This is a genomic window from Frigoribacterium sp. AP1, from assembly GCF_056680555.1.
On the sequence record NZ_CM155288.1, the window covers coordinates 1,512,895 to 1,530,568 of the forward strand.

Consider the following 17,674-nt stretch of genomic DNA (forward strand, 5'->3'; position numbering starts at 1 on the left):
GTCAGGCCGGCGGTCGCGCGAAGAGGTAGACGACGCTGCGTCCGGTGCGGTGCTCCTGTCGGATCTCGTACCCCTCGTCGCGCAGCTGGCGCAGGTCGGCCTCGCTGAGGACGTCGACCGAGAGCCGTGCGATCCACAGGCGGTCGACCGACGACAGCCGGGCGGCCAGCTCGACGGCGTCGTCCTCGTCGTCGAGGCGCAGGGTGACGTCCGAGTACGAGCCCGACGGCAACCCCGACCGCACGAAGGCGACGTCGTCGAGCTCGGCGAAGCGCTCCGGGTAGGCGTAGATCGCCTGGCGGGGTCGCGTCGACACGGTGCCGGTCGCGTCGAGCAGGAACGCGTCGCCCGGGCGGGCCTGGCTCTCGATGTAGCTCGAGAGCTGGGAGAGGTCGCTGCCGCCCCCCTTGCCGGTCGGCAGCCGCTGCAGCACGTAGGTCGGGACCGAGGCCGCCACCAGCAGGGCGACGAGGGCGATGCTGATCCAGCGCCGCCGGAAGCCGGTGACGGCGACCGCCAGCAGGAGGCACATGCCCGGTGCCGAGAAGGTCACCAGTCTCGACGTGTACACGGGCGACAGGACGAGCCCCAGCGCGAGCAGCAGCCCGGCGGGCAGCGCGACCCAGAGCGCACCGAGCAACACGACGCTGCCCGGCGTCCGCGAGCGGTCGCGGAGGCGGGTGCCGAGGAGGATGAGCAGGGCCGCCGAGACGACGGCGAAGGCCAGGCCCGTGACGAACCACGGTTCGACCAGGACCGTCCACCAGGTGACGTCGGCCCCGGTGGACGGGTCGGCCACCCCCAGGAGGCGCGAGCGCTCGGCGAGGACCGTCCCGATGACCGGCGCGGTCGCGAACAGAGCGGCTCCCGTCGAGACGGACCAGCCGAGGAGGCGGTGGCGGGCTCCCCGGCGGCGGCGCTGTGCCGGCGCCAGCAGCAGGAAGACACCGTGCACCACGATGATCAGGCCGAGGGGGACGAAGGTCGCGATCGACCCGGCGAGGACCGCGCCGTACCCGATCCACCAGCGTCGGCGGTGACGCCGGGAGGCCACGAGCAGCAGCACGGTCACCCAGACGGCCAGGGCGGCCGAGAGCGCGTAGGGACGGGCCTCGGCGGCCTCGAGCGTGAAGCGTGGCAGCACCGCGAAGAGGGCGGCGGCCAGCAGGGCCGTGCGCCGGGTGGTCAGCATGCGCGTCAGGACGAGCACCCCGGCGGCCCCGGCACCGACGAACACGGCCGACGGGAACCTCGTGGCCACCTCGGCCTCACCGAAGGCGCCGACCCAGAAGTGCATGACGAGGTAGTAGACCGTGTGCACCGCATCGCGCTGGTGGACGAAGGCCAGCAACTCACCGAGGGGTAGGCGTGCCACCTGCAGCGTCGTCGCCTCGTCGCTCCAGTACGAGGGCACCCAGCTGAAGGCGGCCCCGAGCAGCAGCGCCGCGAGGCCGGCGACGAGCGGGTCGAGCCAACGGCTGCGGAGGGAGACGACCGCCGGGTCGTGGCCGATGCTCACGCGGCCGTCCCGCTGTGCCGACCTGCGGCTGCGCCGCGGTGCCCACTCGCGGCCAGGCCGTTAAACGAGTCAGGCCCCGCCTGAGCGGGGCCTTCTGTGGCTGGACACGGCATCGATCCGTGGACCTTTCGATTTTCAGTCGAACGCTCTACCAACTGAGCTACCCAGCCGTGAGGGCCCGAAGCCCCCAGGCGATGAACTCGCCTTGGCGACCCTGACCGGACTTGAACCGGCGACCTCCGCCGTGACAGGGCGGCGCGCTAACCAACTGCGCTACAGGGCCAAACTTGCTGCTGTGACACAGCGTACTCGATGTTCTGTTGTGATTGGTGCAGGTGGTGCCTCGGTACGGTCTTGCGGTGGTGCTGGTGACCCCAACGGGATTCGAACCCGTGCTGCCGCCGTGAAAGGGCGGTGTCCTAGGCCACTAAACGATGGGGCCGTGTCCGAGGACGTCATAGCAACCGATCACAGAGCATACGGATGATCGCGGGCAAATGCAAAACGGGGGCGACACGCATCGACGCGCGCGCCTCCTCGTCCCCCGTTCCGGTCACGCGACTCGCCCGCCACTCCGTGGTGATTGCCCGGCGATCGTCCGAGCGGAGGCTAGTTTCAAGTCGTTCTTGAGAGTTCGGGCCCGCCCCCGGGTCGGCCCGCCCGTCGTCACCGCCTCGTGGTGCTGTACGGGACCGCCCGCCGGGGTTACCGTGTCCAGCACGGCGACCACCGGCCCCACGGACTCGACGCCGTCACGACGAATCGGACCCACTCGATGACCACCACCCGCCGACCCGGTCGAGCCCGCCTGGCGAGCCTCACGTCGGGTCCCCTCGCGCCGTCGTCGCGACTCGCCCGCGTCGTCGTCTCGATCGCCGCCGCGTCCCTGCTGCTCACCGCGGGTGTCGTCGGACTGCCCGCGTCCTCGGCCACCGCCGCGTCCTACCCGTCGTGGGAGGACGTCCAGAAGGCCCGGGGCGACGAGGCCGCGAAACAGGCCGAGATCACCAACCTCGAGGGCATCCTCACCCAGATGCAGGCGGACCTCGACGCCAAGAACACCGAGGCCGAGAAGCGCGGTGACGAGCTGCAGAAGGCCCAGTCCGCGTACGACGACGCGCAGTACAAGACCACGCAGCTGCAGTCACAAGCCGACGCCGCTGACAAGGTGGCCGCCGCCAGCGAAGAGCGTGCGGGTCAGCTGGCCGCTCAGCTCGGTCGCTCCGGTGGCACGAACGGCGTCAGCGGCAGCCTGATCGCCGACCCGGGTGAGGCCGGCCAGCTGCTCTACAAGCTCGGCGCGATGAGCAAGCTCACCGAGCAGGCCGACGGCATCTACGCGCAGGCCACCCAGGACCGCAACACCGCCCAGGGGCTGAGCGACCAGGCCGCCGTCGCCGAGGCCGCCCTCGCCGTGCTGGCCGACACGGCGCAGCAGGCCCTGGCCGACGCGAACGACGCCGCCCAGGCCGCGAGCGACGCCCTCGCCGCGCAGCAGGAGAACCAGGCTCGGCTCCAGGCCCAGCTCGAGACCCTGAAGACCAACGTCGACCACACCGAGGCCGAGTACCAGAAGGGCGTCGAGGAGTCCCGCGCCGCCGCGGCCGCCGCAGCGGCGGCGACCAACGGCACGGCCCTCGGGGTCGTCTCGCCCCAGGGCTGGACGCGTCCTGCCGGCGGCAACATCTCGAGTGGCTTCGGCATGCGCGTCAACCCGGTGACGCACGCGTACATCCTGCACGCGGGCACCGACCTCGCCGCGGGCTGCAACTCGCCGATCTACGCGGCGACCGCGGGCGTCGTCACCTACGCCGGCTGGTACGGCGGCTACGGCAACTTCGTGCTGATCGACCACGGCAACGGCTTCACGACCGGGTACGGCCACCAGCCGAACGGCGGCATCATGGTCAGCGTCGGACAGACGGTCGGCACCGGCCAGCAGATCGGTCACGTCGGCTCGACCGGCAACTCGACCGGCTGCCACCTGCACTTCGAGACCCGCGTCGGCGGCGTCGCGCAGAACCCGCAGCCGTTCATGGCCGACCGCGGCATCCGCCTGTAGGCGGCGCCGTCCGCGGACGGCGGCATGACGAAGGGCCCGACACCAGGTGGTGTCGGGCCCTTCGTCATGCCGTGGTGCGGGAGGTCAGTGTCCCTCGTCGGCCAGCTTCGCGATGCCGGCCTCGACGATGGCCTCGGCCTCGGCGGCGTCGCCCCAGCCCTCGGTCTTGACCCACTTGCCGGGCTCGAGGTCCTTGTAGTGCTCGAAGAAGTGCTCGATCTCTTTGCGGAGGTACTCGGGCACGTCGGTGACGTCCTGGATGTGCTCCCAGCGCGGGTCCTTCGCGGGGACGGCGATGACCTTGGCGTCGCTGCCGCCGTCGTCGGTCATGTTGAAGACGCCGACCGGACGCACCTTGACGCCCACACCCGGGAAGAGCGGGTAGTCGAGCAGCACGAGCACGTCGACGGGGTCGCCGTCGAGGCCCAGGGTGTTCTCGAAGAAGCCGTAGTCGGTCGGGTAGACGAACCCGGTGAACAGGACGCGGTCGAGGTAGACGCGACCGGTCTCGTGGTCGACCTCGTACTTGTTGCGGCTGCCTTTGGGGATCTCGATCACGGCGTCGTACGCGGCCATGGGTGTGCTCCTTGCGATGCGTCGTAGGGGGTCCGACCCGACGGGTCGGCGGTGTCGCTAACGTTACAAGATGCCCGACAGACCCCGCCTGACCCCCGCGACGGCCGACGTCCGACGTGCCATGCGCGCCTCCTTGTCCGGTCACGACGAAGGCGACCTGGTGCTGGTCGCCCTGAGCGGCGGGCCCGACTCGCTCGCGCTGGCGGCGGGTCTCGCCTTCGAGGCGCCGCGTGCGGGTTTGCGGGCCGGGGCGGTCGTCGTCGACCACGACCTGCAGGGCGACTCACGCACCGTCGCGGCCCGTGCGGCCGACCAGGCGCGCGGCCTCGGACTCGACCCCGTCGTCGTCGTGCGGGTCTCGGTGGGCACCGAGGGCGGCCCCGAGGCGGCGGCCCGCACGGCCCGCTACGAGGCGTTGTCGTCCGTCGCCGCCGAGCAGGGCGCCCGCACCGTGCTGCTGGGCCACACCCGGGACGACCAGGCCGAGACGGTGCTGCTCGGCCTCACCCGTGGCAGCGGTGCGACGAGCCTGAGCGGCATGGAGGCGCGCTCGGGCCTCTACGCCCGCCCCCTGTTGGCCGTCGGTCGCTCGACCACCGCGGCGGCGTGCGTCGACGCCGGCCTCGAGGCCTGGGCCGATCCGCACAACGACGACCCGACCTTCACGCGGGTGCGGCTGCGGCGGACCGTCCTGCCGATGCTCGAGCGCGAGCTGGGCCCGGGCATCACCGAGGCGCTCGCGCGCACGGCGGACGCCCTGCGCGAGGACTCCTCCGCCCTCGACCACTTCGCCGACGAACTGGCCGAAGAGCTGGCCGACCACGCCGAGGCGGGCATCTCGCTCGACGTCCGGGGGCTGGCCGCGAACCCGGCGGCCCTGCGCCAGCGACTCATCCGGCTCGCGGTGCAGAGCGAGTTCGGCGTCTCGCTCAGCCGCATCCAGACCCTCGAGGTCGCGCGCCTGGTCACCGACTGGCACGGGCAGGGGGCGGTGTCGCTGCCGGGCGTTACAGTGGAACGCACCGGAGGCGCGCTGCACTTCTCGGCGACCGGCGCCTCCTGAGATCCCCCCTCGGCACCCCACGACCCCAGGAGCACGACACCACCATGGAACTCAGCGACATCGAGGCCGACCTGACCAGCGTGCTCTACACCGAAGAGCAGATCCACGCCAAGATCGCCGAGGTCGCGCGGCAGGTCGAGGCCGACTACGTCGGCCGCGAGCCGCTTCTGGTGGGCGTGCTCAAGGGCGCCGTCATGGTCATGGCCGACTTCTCGCGCGAGCTCAAGCTGGCCTCGGCCATGGACTGGATGGCCGTCTCGTCGTACGGCTCGGGCACCAAGTCGTCGGGCGTCGTGCGCATCCTCAAAGACCTCGACAGCGACCTGCACGGCCGCGACGTCATCATCGTCGAGGACATCATCGACTCGGGCCTGACGCTGTCGTGGCTGCTCGAGAACCTGCAGAAGCGCGGCGCGGCGTCGGTCGAGATCTTCGCGCTCTTCCGCAAGCCGGCCGCCGCCAAGGTCGCCGTCGACGTCAAGTACGTCGGCTTCGAGATCCCGAACGACTTCGTCATCGGCTACGGCCTCGACTACGACGAGAAGTACCGCAACCTGCGCGGTGTCGGGGTGCTGGCCCCGCACGTCTACAGCTAGCGGTCCGCTCCCCGACGGGGCGGATCAAGCCCTCGGCGAACACCCATCCAGGGCATAGCAGCCCCGATGTACCCTTTTGCTCACGTTCTTCCTGCAGAAAGGTGTCGGGCGTCGCCCGTACTGACATGGACTTCAAGAAACTCTTCCGCGGTCCGATCATCTACATCGTGATCGCGGTCATCGGCATCGGCATCGGGTGGAGCCTCATCAGCGGGGCGGGCACGACCCAGATCTCGACCCAGAAGGGCCTCGAGGCGATCCAGACCGACAAGGTCAAGTCGGCGACGATCTTCAGCAACGAGCAGCGGGTCGACCTCGTCCTGAAGGACGGCGACAAGGCCGAGCAGTTCTACTACGCGACGCCGCGTGGCTCCGAGGTCGTCGACGCCGTCAACGACGCGAACCTCGAGAACTTCGACGACACCGTCACGCAGACCAGCTGGTTCATGTCGCTGCTCAGCATCCTGCTGCCGTTCCTGATCATCGGCGTCATCTTCTGGTTCCTGCTCTCGTCCATGCAGGGCGGCGGCAGCAAGGTCATGCAGTTCGGCAAGTCCAAGGCCAAGCTGGCCTCGAAAGAGACGCCGCAGGTCATGTTCACCGACGTCGCCGGTGCCGACGAGGCGATCGAAGAACTCGAAGAGATCAAAGAGTTCCTGAAAGAGCCGGCCAAGTTCCAGGCCGTCGGCGCCCGCATCCCCAAGGGAGTGTTGCTCTACGGCCCTCCCGGCACCGGCAAGACCCTGCTCGCCCGCGCCGTCGCCGGCGAGGCCGGCGTCCCGTTCTTCTCGATCTCGGGGTCGGACTTCGTCGAGATGTTCGTCGGCGTCGGCGCCAGCCGCGTCCGCGACCTCTTCGAACAGGCGAAGCAGAACAGCCCGGCGATCATCTTCGTCGACGAGATCGACGCCGTCGGTCGTCACCGCGGCGCCGGCATCGGCGGCGGCAACGACGAGCGCGAGCAGACCCTCAACCAGCTGCTGGTCGAGATGGACGGCTTCGACGTCAAGACCAACGTCATCCTGATCGCGGCGACCAACCGTCCCGACGTGCTCGACCCGGCCCTGCTGCGCCCCGGCCGTTTCGACCGCCAGATCGGCGTCGACGCTCCCGGCCTCGACGGTCGCAAGCAGATCCTCGAGGTGCACGGCAAGGGCAAGCCCCTCGCCGCCTCGGTCAACCTCGAGGTCCTGGCTCGCAAGACGCCCGGCTTCACCGGTGCCGACCTGGCCAACGTGCTCAACGAGGCCGCCCTGCTGACGGCGCGCTCGAACGCGCAGCTGATCGACAACCGCGCCCTCGACGAGGCGGTCGACCGCGTCATGGCCGGCCCGCAGCGCCGCAGCCGCATCATGAACGACCACGAGAAGCTCATCACCGCGTACCACGAGGGTGGTCACGCCCTCGCCGCCGCGGCGATGCGCCACACCGACCCCGTGACCAAGATCACGATCCTGCCCCGCGGTCGGGCCCTGGGCTACACGATGGTCCTCCCTCTCGAAGACAAGTACTCGGTCACCCGCAACGAGCTGCTCGACCAGCTCACGTACGCCATGGGCGGCCGTGTCGCCGAAGAGCTGGTCTTCCACGACCCGACCACCGGCGCCTCGAACGACATCGAGAAGGCCACGGCGACCGCCCGCAAGATGGTCACCGAGTACGGCATGAGCAACAAGGTCGGTTCCGTCAAGCTCGGCCAGGCGTCGGGCGAGATGATGATGGGCCGCGACGGCAGCTCGCGCGACTACTCCGAGAACATCGCCGAGACGGTCGACGCCGAGGTGCGTGTCCTGCTCGAGCAGGCGCACGACGAGGCGTGGGAGGTCATCAACGACAACCGCGACGTGCTCGACTTCCTCGCCCGCGAGTTGCTCGAGAAAGAGACCCTCGACCACGACGAGCTCGCCGAGATCTTCAAGGACGTCCGCAAGCTCCCCGAGCGTCCCCAGTGGCTCTCGAGCGACAAGCGTCCGGTGTCGGACCGTCCGGCCATCCCCATGCCGACGAAGTCGCCCGTCGACGCCGAAGCCGTCGACGGGGGCGTCGACTCCGAGCCGACGACCAAGCCGTCCCGCACGCGCCCGCCCCGCACGACGCCCGGCATCGCCACGGCCTGACGCACGATCGGCCCCGACCGGCTGCGCCGAGGCGCAGCCGGTCGCTAGCCTGAGGGCTCGTCCCGAGCACCGAACGGAGGTACCGCTTCGTGACCGACCCGTCCAGCGGCACCCCCGCCGCCTCCGATGACGACGGCCGCCCGGCCGCTGCGGCCCGACAGGGAAGCGGCGCACCGACGAAGCGGCCCCGCGGTCGTGAGCGGTACCCGGCCGACGTCGTGGTCGACGCGCCCCCCGCCTCCGCCCGAGCGGCCGCCGACGAGCTGGCCGCGGGTCCGATCACGCAGGGACGACTCGTCCTGGCGCAGAACGAGACCGCGGCCGTCCGTCCGCCGGCCCAGTTGCCGCCCGTCACGCACACCCCGGCGACGACCTCCGCGACCAGCCTCCCCGCCGAGGCACCGGCCGCCGCGGTCCGCTCGGGTCGTCGGCTGGTGGCCGGTGGCCGGTTCGAGGGGCCGCTGCACGAGCGGTCGTTCGACGACGCCGACCCCGTGCTCGAGGCCCGGCCACGACCCGAGCGGCAGCGCAGCGGTTCGCACGCGGCACCCGCGGTGCGTGACCGGGTCGCGACCGGCCCGGGGTCGCACGCCGCGCCTCCTGAGCCGGTCCTCCGACGCTCGCGCGACCGGTCCACCGCCCGACGACCCGGCCCGGCGGTCATGGGCGTGCTCAACGTCACGCCCGACTCGTTCAGCGACGGCGGTCGTCATCTCGACGTCGACGCCGCCCTGGCCCACGCCCGCGCCCTCGTGGCGCAGGGCGCCGACGTCGTCGACGTCGGCGGTGAGTCGACCCGGCCCGGTGCCGCTCGCGTCGAGCCGGCCGACGAGCTGCGTCGCGTGCTGCCGGTCGTGCGCGAACTCGCGTCCGAGGGGGTGCGCGTCAGCATCGACACGATGAACGCGTCGACCGCCGCCGCCGCGCTCGAGGCCGGCGCCGAGATCGTCAACGACGTGTCGGGCGGTCTCGCCGACGTCGACATGGCCCGGGTCGTCGCCGAGAGCGGACGCACCTTCGTGGTCATGCACTGGCGCGGTCGACTCGACGGATCGGGGCACGCACCCGCCGCCACGTCGCGCGACTACGACGGCGACGTCGTCGGCACCGTCGCCGACGAACTCGGCGCGCGCGTCGACGACCTCGTGGCCCGGGGCGTCGACTCGTCGGCGATCGTGCTCGACCCCGGGCTCGGGTTCTCGAAGGACGCCACCCACAACTGGCACTTGCTCGCCCATCTCGACGTGCTCGGCCGCCTGGGCCTGCCCGTGCTCGTCGCCGCGTCGCGCAAGCGGTTCCTGGCCGACCTCCTGCCCGAGGGCGCGCCGCCCGTCGACCGCGACCCCGCGACCGCCGTGATCAGCGTGCTGGCGGCGCAGGCCGACGTCTGGGGCGTGCGCGTGCACGACGTCGCCGGCACCCGCGCGGCCCTCGACGTGCTGCAGGCGTGGACCGAGGCCGCCGCGGCTCCCCGACGACCGGCGAGGCACGCGTGAGCGGCGTCGGGACCCGGTCCGACGGCCTGCCCGGGCACGAGCACGAGCCGTTCGGCGAGCCCGTACCGGTCGGCGAGCTCGTGCCGGCCCTCCGCGCCCGCGGCCTCGACGTGCTGCGTCTCAGCGGCGTGCGGGCCACCGGCCACCACGGCGTCTTCGACCACGAGCGCCGCGACGGTCAGGAGTTCGTCGTCGACGTCGTCGTGCACCTGGACACCACGTCCGCGGCGTCCGGTGACGACCTCGGCGAGACCGTGCACTACGGAGTCCTGGCCGAAGAACTCGTGGCCGCCGTCGAGCGCGACCCGGTCGACCTGATCGAGACCCTCGCCGAGCGGTTGGCCGCCGTCGTGCTGAGCCACCCCCCGGCCGTCGCCACCGAGGTCACCGTGCACAAGCCGGGGGCCCCCATCACCGTGCCGTTCGGCGACGTGTCGATCACGATCAGCCGGGAGCGAGCGTGAGCGGGGCGAGCGTGAGCGGGGCGAGCGTCCGCCGCGCGGTGATCGCCCTCGGCTCGAACCTCGGCGACCGCGACACCCTGCTGCGCGACGCCGTCCGGGCCGTCGACGCGACGCCCGGCATCACGGTGGTCGCCGCGTCCGCCCCCGTGTCGTCGACCGCCGTCACGCCCGAAGGCCTCGATCCGGGCAAGCCGACCTACCTCAACGCCGTCCTGCTCGCCGACGTCACGCTCGACGACGACGCCCTGCTCGACGCGCTGCAGGCGATCGAGGCCATGCACGGGCGCACCCGCGACGTGCGGTGGGGCGACCGGACCCTCGACCTCGACGTCGTCGCCCTCGACGACGAGCGCATCGACACCGAGCGCCTGCAGGTGCCGCACCCCCGTGCCGCCGAGCGGGCGTTCGTGCTGGAGCCCTGGCTCCAGCTGGACCCGGAGGCGCGGCTCGCCGGAGCAGGGCGGGTCGCCGACCTGGCGTCCCGGCTCACCGAGCGCACCCGTCCCGTGCCGGGGGCGACCCCGCTGCTCGACCCCGCACCCGAGACCCCGTCCGACCGTGGGACCGCTCAGGACCCGACCCCCGACCCCAGCCCAGGAGCCCCGTGAAGCACACCCGCCCCTCCACCCTGGTCGGCCTGATCATCGTGGCCGTGGCCGCCGGCTTCGTCCTCGACTCGGTCCTGGTCGCCCTGCGTCAGCCGTCGATCGTGCTGCCCGTCGCCCTCGGCCTCGTGCTGCTCGGCATCGGCGGTGTCGTCGTCTCGATGGCCGTGCCCGTGCACCGCGTCGCTACCGGGTCGAGCAAGGAGCGCGTCGACCCCTATTACGCCACCCGCGTGCTGCTGCTGGCCAAGGCGAGCAGCCTGTCCGGCGCCCTGTTCGGCGGGTTCGCCGGGGGAGTCCTGCTGTTCGTCCTCTCGCGGGGCGTGGGGGTCGCTGTAGGCTCGCTCGTGCCCGCGATCGTCGCCGTCGTCGGCGGTGCGGGGCTGCTCGTGGCCGGCATCGTCGCCGAACGCATGTGCACCGTCCCGCCCGCCGACGACGAGAACGGCCAGGGCCCGGGGACGCAAGCGGTCTGACCGCCCGCGGCCCCGCCGCCGTCGCACGACGAGACCGTCGCACGACATCGCTGCCGCACGACACCGCCGCCGACCGGAAGAGACGCCGACATGGACCGACTCGACATCCCCGACGCGCAGTGGACCCGCGTCTCGCCCCGGTACGTCTGGCCCGAGCTGGTCGGCTACGTCGTCACCGGGCTGATCGTGGCCGGCGCCACCGTCCCGCTCTGGTTCATCGGCCAGTGGTGGACCTACGCGATCACCGCCGCCGTCGTGCTCGTGACGATCGTCGTCGCCGCCCTGACCCCCCGTCGCGTCCGGGCGATCGGCTACCAGCTGCGAGAGGACGACCTGCTGCTGCGCAAGGGCATCCTGTACCTGCGGGTCGTGGCCGTGCCCTACGGCCGCATGCAGCTCATCGACATCAACCGGGGCCCGGTCGTCCGGGCGCTCGGTCTCAGCGACCTCAAGTTCGTCACCGCGGCCGCGGCGTCGGCCGTGACGATCCCGGGCGTCCCCGCCGACGAGGCCGAGCGGCTGCGCGACCGCCTCGTCGAGCTGGCCGAATCGCGGCGGGCCGGTCTGTGAGCGACCCCCGCACCGGAGCGGACGGGGGCGGAGGCCGACCCGCGCCTCCGGACGTCGCCGCCCTCACCGACGGCGAGTGGCACCGCCTGCACCCGGCCACCCCGCTGCTCAAGGGCGGCATCGCGCTGGCCGCGGTGCTCGTCATCCTGTTCAACAACGCACGCGAGTACGTCGTCGAGCTGTTCGTGCCCGGCGGTCGGCGGGGCGACGAGGGCGACCCGTTCGGCTACGTCGTCGAGCAGGGCTGGCTGGGCCTGCTGCTGTTGGCCGTGGTCGTGGTCATCGCCCTGTTCGTCGGCGGGTTCTGGCTGTCGTGGCGCATGCACACGTTCCGGGTCGGCGACGACGTGGTCGAGGTGCGCAGCGGCATCGTGTTCCGCACCAACCGGCGGGCGCGGCTCGACCGCATCCAGGGCATCAACATCCAGCGCCCGCTGCTCGCCCGCGTCTTCGGTGCCGCCAAGCTCGAGGTCAACCAGGCCGGGCAGGACGCCAACGTGAACCTCGCCTACCTGCGCTCGGCGTCGGCGGACGACCTGCGCCGCGAGATCCTGCGGCGGGCGGGCGGGGCGCAGCAGCCGCACTCGCCGACGACGAGCGCAGCCGGTGCGCCGGCCGACTCGGTTGCCGGACCCACGACCACGGGGCACCCCGACGCCCATGCCCCGCACCGACAGGGCTTCGGCGGTCTCGTCGAGCAGCGCGCGAACGAGTTCCTCGCGCCCGAGCTCGACCCCGACGAGGCGCCGCCGCAGTCGGTCGTGGCCCTCTCGCCCGGCCGCCTGATCGGGTCGACCGTCCTGAGCGGGTACACGCTGTTCCTGCTGGCCGCCGTCGTGGCGATCGTGATCAGCGTGGTCACGACGGGCGAGTGGTTCCTGCTCTTCGTGCTGCTGCCGGCCGTGCTCGGCTCGGGCGGGTTCTACGTCAACCGCATCACGAAGTCACTGCGGTACACGATCGCCGGCACGCGCGACGGGGTCCGCATCGGCTACGGCCTGTTCTCGACCTCGAACGAGACGCTGCCGCCCGGCCGCATCCACTCGGTCAAGGTCAGCCAGCCGCTGCTCTGGCGCCCGTTCGGCTGGTGGGACGTCAAGATCAACCGCGCCTCGCGCTCGAGCACCAAGGGCGCCGCCGGGCAGGAGAACACGACGATCCTGCCGGTCGGCGACGAGGACGACGTCCGCCGCGTCCTCGAACTCGTCCTGCCCGAGCTGGTCGGCGTGGCCGCCGTGGGCGTCGCCACCGAGGAGGCGCGGGCCGGGTCGACCGCGTCGGCCGACGTCCCCGAGGCGGGCACCCCCGAGGCAGTCGTCTCCGCGACGGTCCCGAGGACGGACGCCTCCGCGACCGGCGAGGCAGCGCCTCCTGTTCTCGGTGGCGAGGCGCTCGGGGACGCGACGTCCATGGCCGGCGAGGCCGCGCCTCCTGCCGTCCGCGACGCGGTCGAGGCGACGACCGAGCACACCCTCTCGCTCGTCGAGGGCGGCCTGAGGTCGAGCGGCACCGACGGCGGCTTCACCGTGTCGCCGCGGCGGGCCGCCGTGCTGCGCTGGTTCTCGTGGCGCCGCAACGGGTTCCGCACGGCGCCGGGCGCGCTGCTGCTGCGCAAGGGCGCGATCTGGCGACAGCTCGTCATCGTGCCGCTGCCCCGGGTGCAGAGCGTCGGCCTCGTGCAGGGTCCGCTGCGTCGGCGGTTGCGGCTCGCGACCGTGCACCTGCACACCGTCCAGGGGCCGATCGTGGCCGAGATCGGCGCTCTCGACCAGGACGACGCCCTCGGCTTCTTCACGACCGCCGGCCGCGAGGCGGTCGCCGCCGCCCACGCCGACCGCACCCACCGCTGGAGCGAGGAGACCCCGTGACCGACCCCCGCGACCCGCGCGACGACCGCCGCCGGCCCCCGGGCGGCTCCGACCGCCGCAGCGGCCGCCTCGGCGTGGGCATCGTCGGTGCCGGTCGCGTCGGGCCCGTGCTCGGTGCGGCACTCGCCGCGGCGGGCCACGCGATCGTCGGCATCTCGGCCGTGTCCGAGCGCAGCCGCGACCGGGCCGAGGCGATCCTGCCCGGCGTGCCCGTGCTGACCGTGCCCGAGATCGTCGAGCGCAGCGAGCTCGTGCTGCTCGCGGTGCCCGACGACCAGCTCGCCGACCTCGTGCAGGGTCTCGCCGCGACGGGTACCTGGCAGCCCGGCCAACTCGTCGTGCACACGTCGCCCCGTCACGGGCTCGAGGTGCTGCGGCCCGCGCTCTCGTCGGGGGCGATCCCGCTGGCGATCCACCCGGCCCTCGCCTTCACCGGCACGACCATCGACCTCGTCCGGCTGCGCGACGCCTGGTGCGCCGTCACCGCGCCGACCCCCGTGCAGCCGATCGGCCAGGCGCTCGTCGTCGAGATGGGTGCCGAGCCGGTCATCATTGCCGAGGCCGACCGGGCCCGCTACGCCGAGGCGGTCGCGACGGCCACCGAGTTCTCGGCCGCGATCGTCGCCCAGTCGGTCGGTCTGCTGACCGAGCTGGGCCTGCCCGAGCCCGGCCGCCTGCTCGCGCCGCTGATGCGGTCGGCCATGGACGCCGCCCTCGGCGAGGCCGGCGGCGCGGTCGGCCCCGGTACCATCGACATGGCCTCGTTCGACGACGGCCCCACCGCGTTCGGTGACCCGCGCGCCTGACCCGGCCCGCGCCTCCCGCCCCCTCCACCACCCCAGGAGCACCTGACACATGACCGCCGCGCCCGACCCGACCACCACCCCCGACGACGAGGCAGCCACCGCCGCGCGCGAGGCGTCGGAGCAGAAGCAGGTGCGGCTCGACAAGCGAGCCCGCCTGCTCGAGGCCGGCGTCGAGGCGTACCCGGTCGGCGTGCCGATCACCGACACGATCGGTGCGGTCCGCGCCCGGTACGCCGAGCTCGAGACCGACAGCCGCTCGGGTGACGTCGTCGGGCTCGCCGGCCGCGTCGTGCACGCCCGCAACACCGGCAAGCTCTGCTTCGCCGCGCTCCAGGCGGGCGACGGCAGCCGCATCCAGGCCATGGTCTCGCTCGCCGAGGTGGGCGAGCAGCGCCTCGCCGATTGGAAGGAACTGGTCGACCTGGGCGACCACGTCTTCGTGAAGGGCGAGGTCATCTCCTCGCGTCGCGGCGAGCTGTCCATCATGGTCACCGAGTGGTCCATCGCGGCCAAGGCGATCCTGCCGCTGCCGAACCTGCACTCCGAGCTCAGCGAAGAGACGCGCGTGCGCCAGCGCTACCTCGACCTGATCGTGCGCGACCAGGCCCGCGCCACCGTCCGCGCCCGGGCCGCCGCGGTCTCGTCGCTGCGCCGCACCTTCGACTCGTACGAGTACCTCGAGGTCGAGACGCCCATGCTGCAGACGATGCACGGCGGCGCCGCGGCCCGACCGTTCCAGACGCACAGCAACGCGTTCGACACCGAGCTCTACCTGCGCATCGCGCCCGAGCTGTTCCTCAAGCGGGCCGTCGTCGGCGGCATCGACCGCGTCTTCGAGATCAACCGCAACTTCCGCAACGAGGGCGCCGACTCGACGCACTCGCCCGAGTTCGCGATGGTCGAGGCGTACCAGGCCTACGGCGACTACGACCAGATGGCCCGTCTGACGCAAGAGCTCGTGCAGAACGCCGCCATGGCCGTCTCCGGTTCGCACCTCGTCACCCTCGCCGACGGCACCGAGTACGACCTCGGCGGCGAGTGGGCCCGCGTGCCGATGTACGAGTCGCTCAGCGAGGCCTCGGGCGTCGAGATCACGCCGGCGACCACGGTGGCCGACCTGCAGGCGCTCGCCGCGACCGTCGACCTGGTCGTACCGCACGAGACCCACGGCAAGCTCGTCGAAGAGCTCTGGGAGCACTTCGTCAAGCCGTCGCTCGACCGCCCGACCTTCGTGGTCGACTTCCCCGTCGACACGAGCCCGCTGGTCCGTCAGCACCGCTCGAAGCCCGGCGTCGTCGAGAAGTGGGACCTCTACGTCCGCGGCTTCGAGCTCGCCACCGCGTACTCCGAACTGGTCGACCCGGTCATCCAGCGCGAGCGCTTCGTCGAGCAGGCCGCCCTCTCGGCCCGCGGCGACGCCGAGGCCATGCGCCTCGACGACGACTTCCTCACCGCGCTCGAGCACGGCATGCCGCCGAGCGGCGGCATGGGCATGGGCATCGACCGCCTGCTGATGGCGATCACGGGCCTCGGCATCCGCGAGACGATCCTCTTCCCGCTCGTCAAGTAGGCGGCAGGCGGTGGGCCTGCTCGTCCGCCCGTGAACCACGGTCCGTGCGATGAACCCCTCTTCTTCGTGGTTCATCGCACGGATCGTGGTTCACGGCCCGCACGAGCGCAGGAGGCGCGGTGCCGGTCGGGCACCGCGCCTCCGTCCTCCGCGCGCTCGTCTCGTCGTCGAGAGGTGCACGTGGTTTTCCCCGGGAGGGCGACGTACCCTGGTCGGGTGCCTGAGTCCCTTGCCGGAGCCATCGTCTTCTCCCTGACGCCCACCATCCTCGTGGGCCTCATCTTCTGGTTCATCGTCAGGGCACTGCTGCGCTCCGACCGCACCGAGCGGGCCGCCTACGCCAAGGTCGAAGCCGAAGAGCGTGCCAGGGCCGAGGCCGAGGAGCGCGCCGAGTCGCGCGACCTGGCCGACCGCGCCGGCGTCGCCGCTCGGGCCGACCGAGCCGACCGCACCGGTCGCAGCGCGGTCTGACCCCGCTCCGCTCCACGACCGGGGCCCGTCGTCGACGGGGGTGTCCTCGGGTCACGGCACCGCGCCTCCTGGGCTCGCGGTGCCGTTCGTCGTACCCCGACAGATCTGCGGCCGAGTTTCCGGTGAGCAACCTGGGAATGTGTACCCCCGCCGTGATAACGGCCGCCTATACCCGTTCCGGGCTGCTGTCAAACGTCGTTCGTCTTCGTACCCCGTGGGCGTCGAAACTCTGGACGTGCGCTCCGAGAACCGTCGCGAGGGCCTCCGCCGGCTTTGGGCGGCCCGGTGCCGCACGCCAGACTTTGAGTACGCCGAAGAGCTTCACGAACTAATCGACGCGACACCAGGTCAGTACTCGAGCAGGGAGAGAACGATGACGACCACTTCCGTCACCACGCGCAACACCACCACAGCGACCGACGACACCGAGGTCGAGGTCCTGTCGCAGGTCCGAGGGGCCTCCACCGACCAGGTCGGCGACTACCTCCGCCACATCGGTCGCATGCCGCTGCTGGACGCAGCCGAAGAGACCGAGATCGCCCGCCGCATCGAGGTCGGGCTGTTCGCCGGCGAGAAGCTCAAAGAGCTGCAGGCGGCCGACGCGGTCAAGAAGAACCGCACCAAGGCCCACGCCGAGATGCTCCGCGACCTCCGCTGGCTGCAGCACGACGGCGAGCGTGCGAAGGACCGCATGATCACCGCGAACCTCCGCCTCGTCGTCAGCATCGCCAAGCGCTACACGCAGCGCGGCCTGCCCTTCATGGACGTCATCCAGGAGGGCAACCTCGGGCTCGTCCGTGCCGTCGAGAAGTTCGACTACACGCAGGGCTACAAGTTCTCGACCTACGCCACCTGGTGGATCCGTCAGGCCATCGCCCGCGGCCTCGCCGACAAGGCCCGTGCCATCCGCATCCCGGTGCACACGGTCGAGCGCATCAACCGCATCTCGCGGGCCGAGCGCGACCTGACCGTCGACCTGGGCCGTGCGCCCACCGTCGACGAGGTCGCCGAAGAGGTCGCCATGGAGGTCGCCGACCTCATCGAGCTGAAGTCGCGGTCGCACGAGCCGGTGTCGATCCACACCGTCGTCGGCGACGCCGAAGACAGCGAGCTCGGTGACTTCATCGAGGACGAAGAGACCCCGTCGCCCACGCAGGCCACCGAGAGCTCGCTGCTGAACCGCGACATGCACGCCCTCGTGGCGACGTTGCCCGAGGACGAGGCGCGCGTCATCCGCATGCGCTTCGGCCTCGACGACGACCAGCCGATGACCCTCGACGAGATCTCGAAGCGCGTCCACTCGTCGCGCCAGGCCGTCTCGCGGGTCGAGAGCCGTGCCCGCCTCCGCATGTTCGCGAAGGCCGTCAGCCAGGACCTGCAGCTCTACCTGCAGTAGGTCCCACGTCGCACCACGC

At 71.9% G+C, this 17,674-nt stretch carries 16 protein-coding genes and 3 tRNA genes; 14 read left to right on the top strand and 5 right to left on the bottom strand.

Translation table 11 applies throughout. The annotated features are described in order from the left end of the window. Position 1 precedes the first annotated feature (1 nt). From AC1MBW_RS07260 to AC1MBW_RS07275, 4 genes are all read right to left on the bottom strand, one after another. Positions 2–1,519 carry a glycosyltransferase family 39 protein gene (locus tag AC1MBW_RS07260; RefSeq protein ID WP_480025974.1) on the bottom strand — a complete coding sequence of 506 codons (1,518 nt, stop codon included), beginning with the start codon at positions 1,517–1,519 and terminating at the stop codon, positions 2–4. Between the two features lie 97 nt (positions 1,520–1,616). After that, a tRNA-Phe gene (locus tag AC1MBW_RS07265) sits at positions 1,617–1,689 on the bottom strand. Between the two features lie 36 nt (positions 1,690–1,725). Then, positions 1,726–1,802, bottom strand: a tRNA-Asp gene (locus AC1MBW_RS07270). An 83-nt stretch (positions 1,803–1,885) separates the two neighbouring features. After that, a tRNA-Glu gene (locus tag AC1MBW_RS07275) sits at positions 1,886–1,961 on the bottom strand. Positions 1,962–2,294: 333 nt separating this feature from the next. Between AC1MBW_RS07275 and AC1MBW_RS07280 the strand changes: the two genes are divergently transcribed. After that, complete coding sequence (locus AC1MBW_RS07280; protein WP_480025975.1) at positions 2,295–3,581, top strand: peptidoglycan DD-metalloendopeptidase family protein; 1,287 nt, start codon at positions 2,295–2,297, stop codon at positions 3,579–3,581. Positions 3,582–3,665: 84 nt separating this feature from the next. Here the strand turns inward: AC1MBW_RS07280 and ppa are convergent, their stop codons facing one another. After that, complete coding sequence (gene ppa, locus AC1MBW_RS07285; protein ID WP_054145021.1) at positions 3,666–4,157, bottom strand: inorganic diphosphatase; 492 nt, start codon at positions 4,155–4,157, stop codon at positions 3,666–3,668. A gap of 70 nt (positions 4,158–4,227) precedes the next feature. Here ppa and tilS point away from each other — a divergent pair, with 70 nt between their 5' ends. The 13 genes from tilS to AC1MBW_RS07350 all read left to right on the top strand — a co-directional run bounded on the left by tilS (position 4,228) and on the right by AC1MBW_RS07350 (position 17,655). Beyond that, positions 4,228–5,220, top strand: a complete 993-nt coding sequence (gene tilS, locus AC1MBW_RS07290) for a tRNA lysidine(34) synthetase TilS (RefSeq protein ID WP_480025976.1) — start codon at positions 4,228–4,230, stop codon at positions 5,218–5,220. A 44-nt stretch (positions 5,221–5,264) separates the two neighbouring features. Further along, a complete protein-coding gene (gene hpt, locus AC1MBW_RS07295; protein WP_043593236.1) occupies positions 5,265–5,816 on the top strand; it encodes a hypoxanthine phosphoribosyltransferase in 552 nt (183 codons plus the stop codon). Between the two features lie 125 nt (positions 5,817–5,941). After that, positions 5,942–7,933 carry an ATP-dependent zinc metalloprotease FtsH gene (gene ftsH, locus AC1MBW_RS07300; protein ID WP_480025977.1) on the top strand — a complete coding sequence of 664 codons (1,992 nt, stop codon included), beginning with the start codon at positions 5,942–5,944 and terminating at the stop codon, positions 7,931–7,933. Positions 7,934–8,595: 662 nt separating this feature from the next. Then, on the top strand, positions 8,596–9,429 hold the full coding sequence (gene folP, locus AC1MBW_RS07305; protein ID WP_480026087.1) for a dihydropteroate synthase: 834 nt from the start codon (positions 8,596–8,598) through the stop codon (positions 9,427–9,429). After that, the gene (gene folB, locus AC1MBW_RS07310) at positions 9,426–9,893 is read left to right on the top strand and encodes a dihydroneopterin aldolase (RefSeq protein ID WP_480025978.1); all 468 of its coding nucleotides are present in this window, start codon (positions 9,426–9,428) and stop codon (positions 9,891–9,893) included. The genes folP and folB overlap by 4 nt, the downstream gene beginning before the upstream one ends. An 11-nt stretch (positions 9,894–9,904) precedes the next feature. Then, entirely contained in the window at positions 9,905–10,501 is a 597-nt protein-coding gene (folK, locus tag AC1MBW_RS07315; RefSeq protein WP_480025979.1) for a 2-amino-4-hydroxy-6-hydroxymethyldihydropteridine diphosphokinase, read from the top strand. Beyond that, positions 10,498–10,974, top strand: coding sequence for a DUF3180 domain-containing protein (locus AC1MBW_RS07320; RefSeq protein ID WP_480025980.1), 477 nt, complete (start codon positions 10,498–10,500; stop codon positions 10,972–10,974). Before folK ends, AC1MBW_RS07320 begins: the two co-directional genes overlap by 4 nt. Positions 10,975–11,064: 90 nt before the next feature. Beyond that, complete coding sequence (locus tag AC1MBW_RS07325; protein ID WP_480025981.1) at positions 11,065–11,544, top strand: PH domain-containing protein; 480 nt, start codon at positions 11,065–11,067, stop codon at positions 11,542–11,544. Further along, the gene (locus AC1MBW_RS07330; RefSeq protein WP_480025982.1) at positions 11,541–13,412 is read left to right on the top strand and encodes a PH domain-containing protein; all 1,872 of its coding nucleotides are present in this window, start codon (positions 11,541–11,543) and stop codon (positions 13,410–13,412) included. The genes AC1MBW_RS07325 and AC1MBW_RS07330 overlap by 4 nt, the downstream gene beginning before the upstream one ends. Then, positions 13,409–14,218, top strand: coding sequence for a Rossmann-like and DUF2520 domain-containing protein (locus tag AC1MBW_RS07335; RefSeq protein ID WP_480025983.1), 810 nt, complete (start codon positions 13,409–13,411; stop codon positions 14,216–14,218). Before AC1MBW_RS07330 ends, AC1MBW_RS07335 begins: the two co-directional genes overlap by 4 nt. Positions 14,219–14,267: 49 nt before the next feature. Further along, on the top strand, positions 14,268–15,788 hold the full coding sequence (gene lysS / locus AC1MBW_RS07340; protein ID WP_480025984.1) for a lysine--tRNA ligase: 1,521 nt from the start codon (positions 14,268–14,270) through the stop codon (positions 15,786–15,788). A 216-nt stretch (positions 15,789–16,004) separates the two neighbouring features. After that, on the top strand, positions 16,005–16,259 hold the full coding sequence (locus AC1MBW_RS07345; protein ID WP_082383283.1) for a hypothetical protein: 255 nt from the start codon (positions 16,005–16,007) through the stop codon (positions 16,257–16,259). 373 nt (positions 16,260–16,632) lie between these two features. Further along, entirely contained in the window at positions 16,633–17,655 is a 1,023-nt protein-coding gene (locus tag AC1MBW_RS07350) for a sigma-70 family RNA polymerase sigma factor (protein ID WP_054145811.1), read from the top strand. The last annotated feature ends 19 nt before the right edge of the window (positions 17,656–17,674 follow it).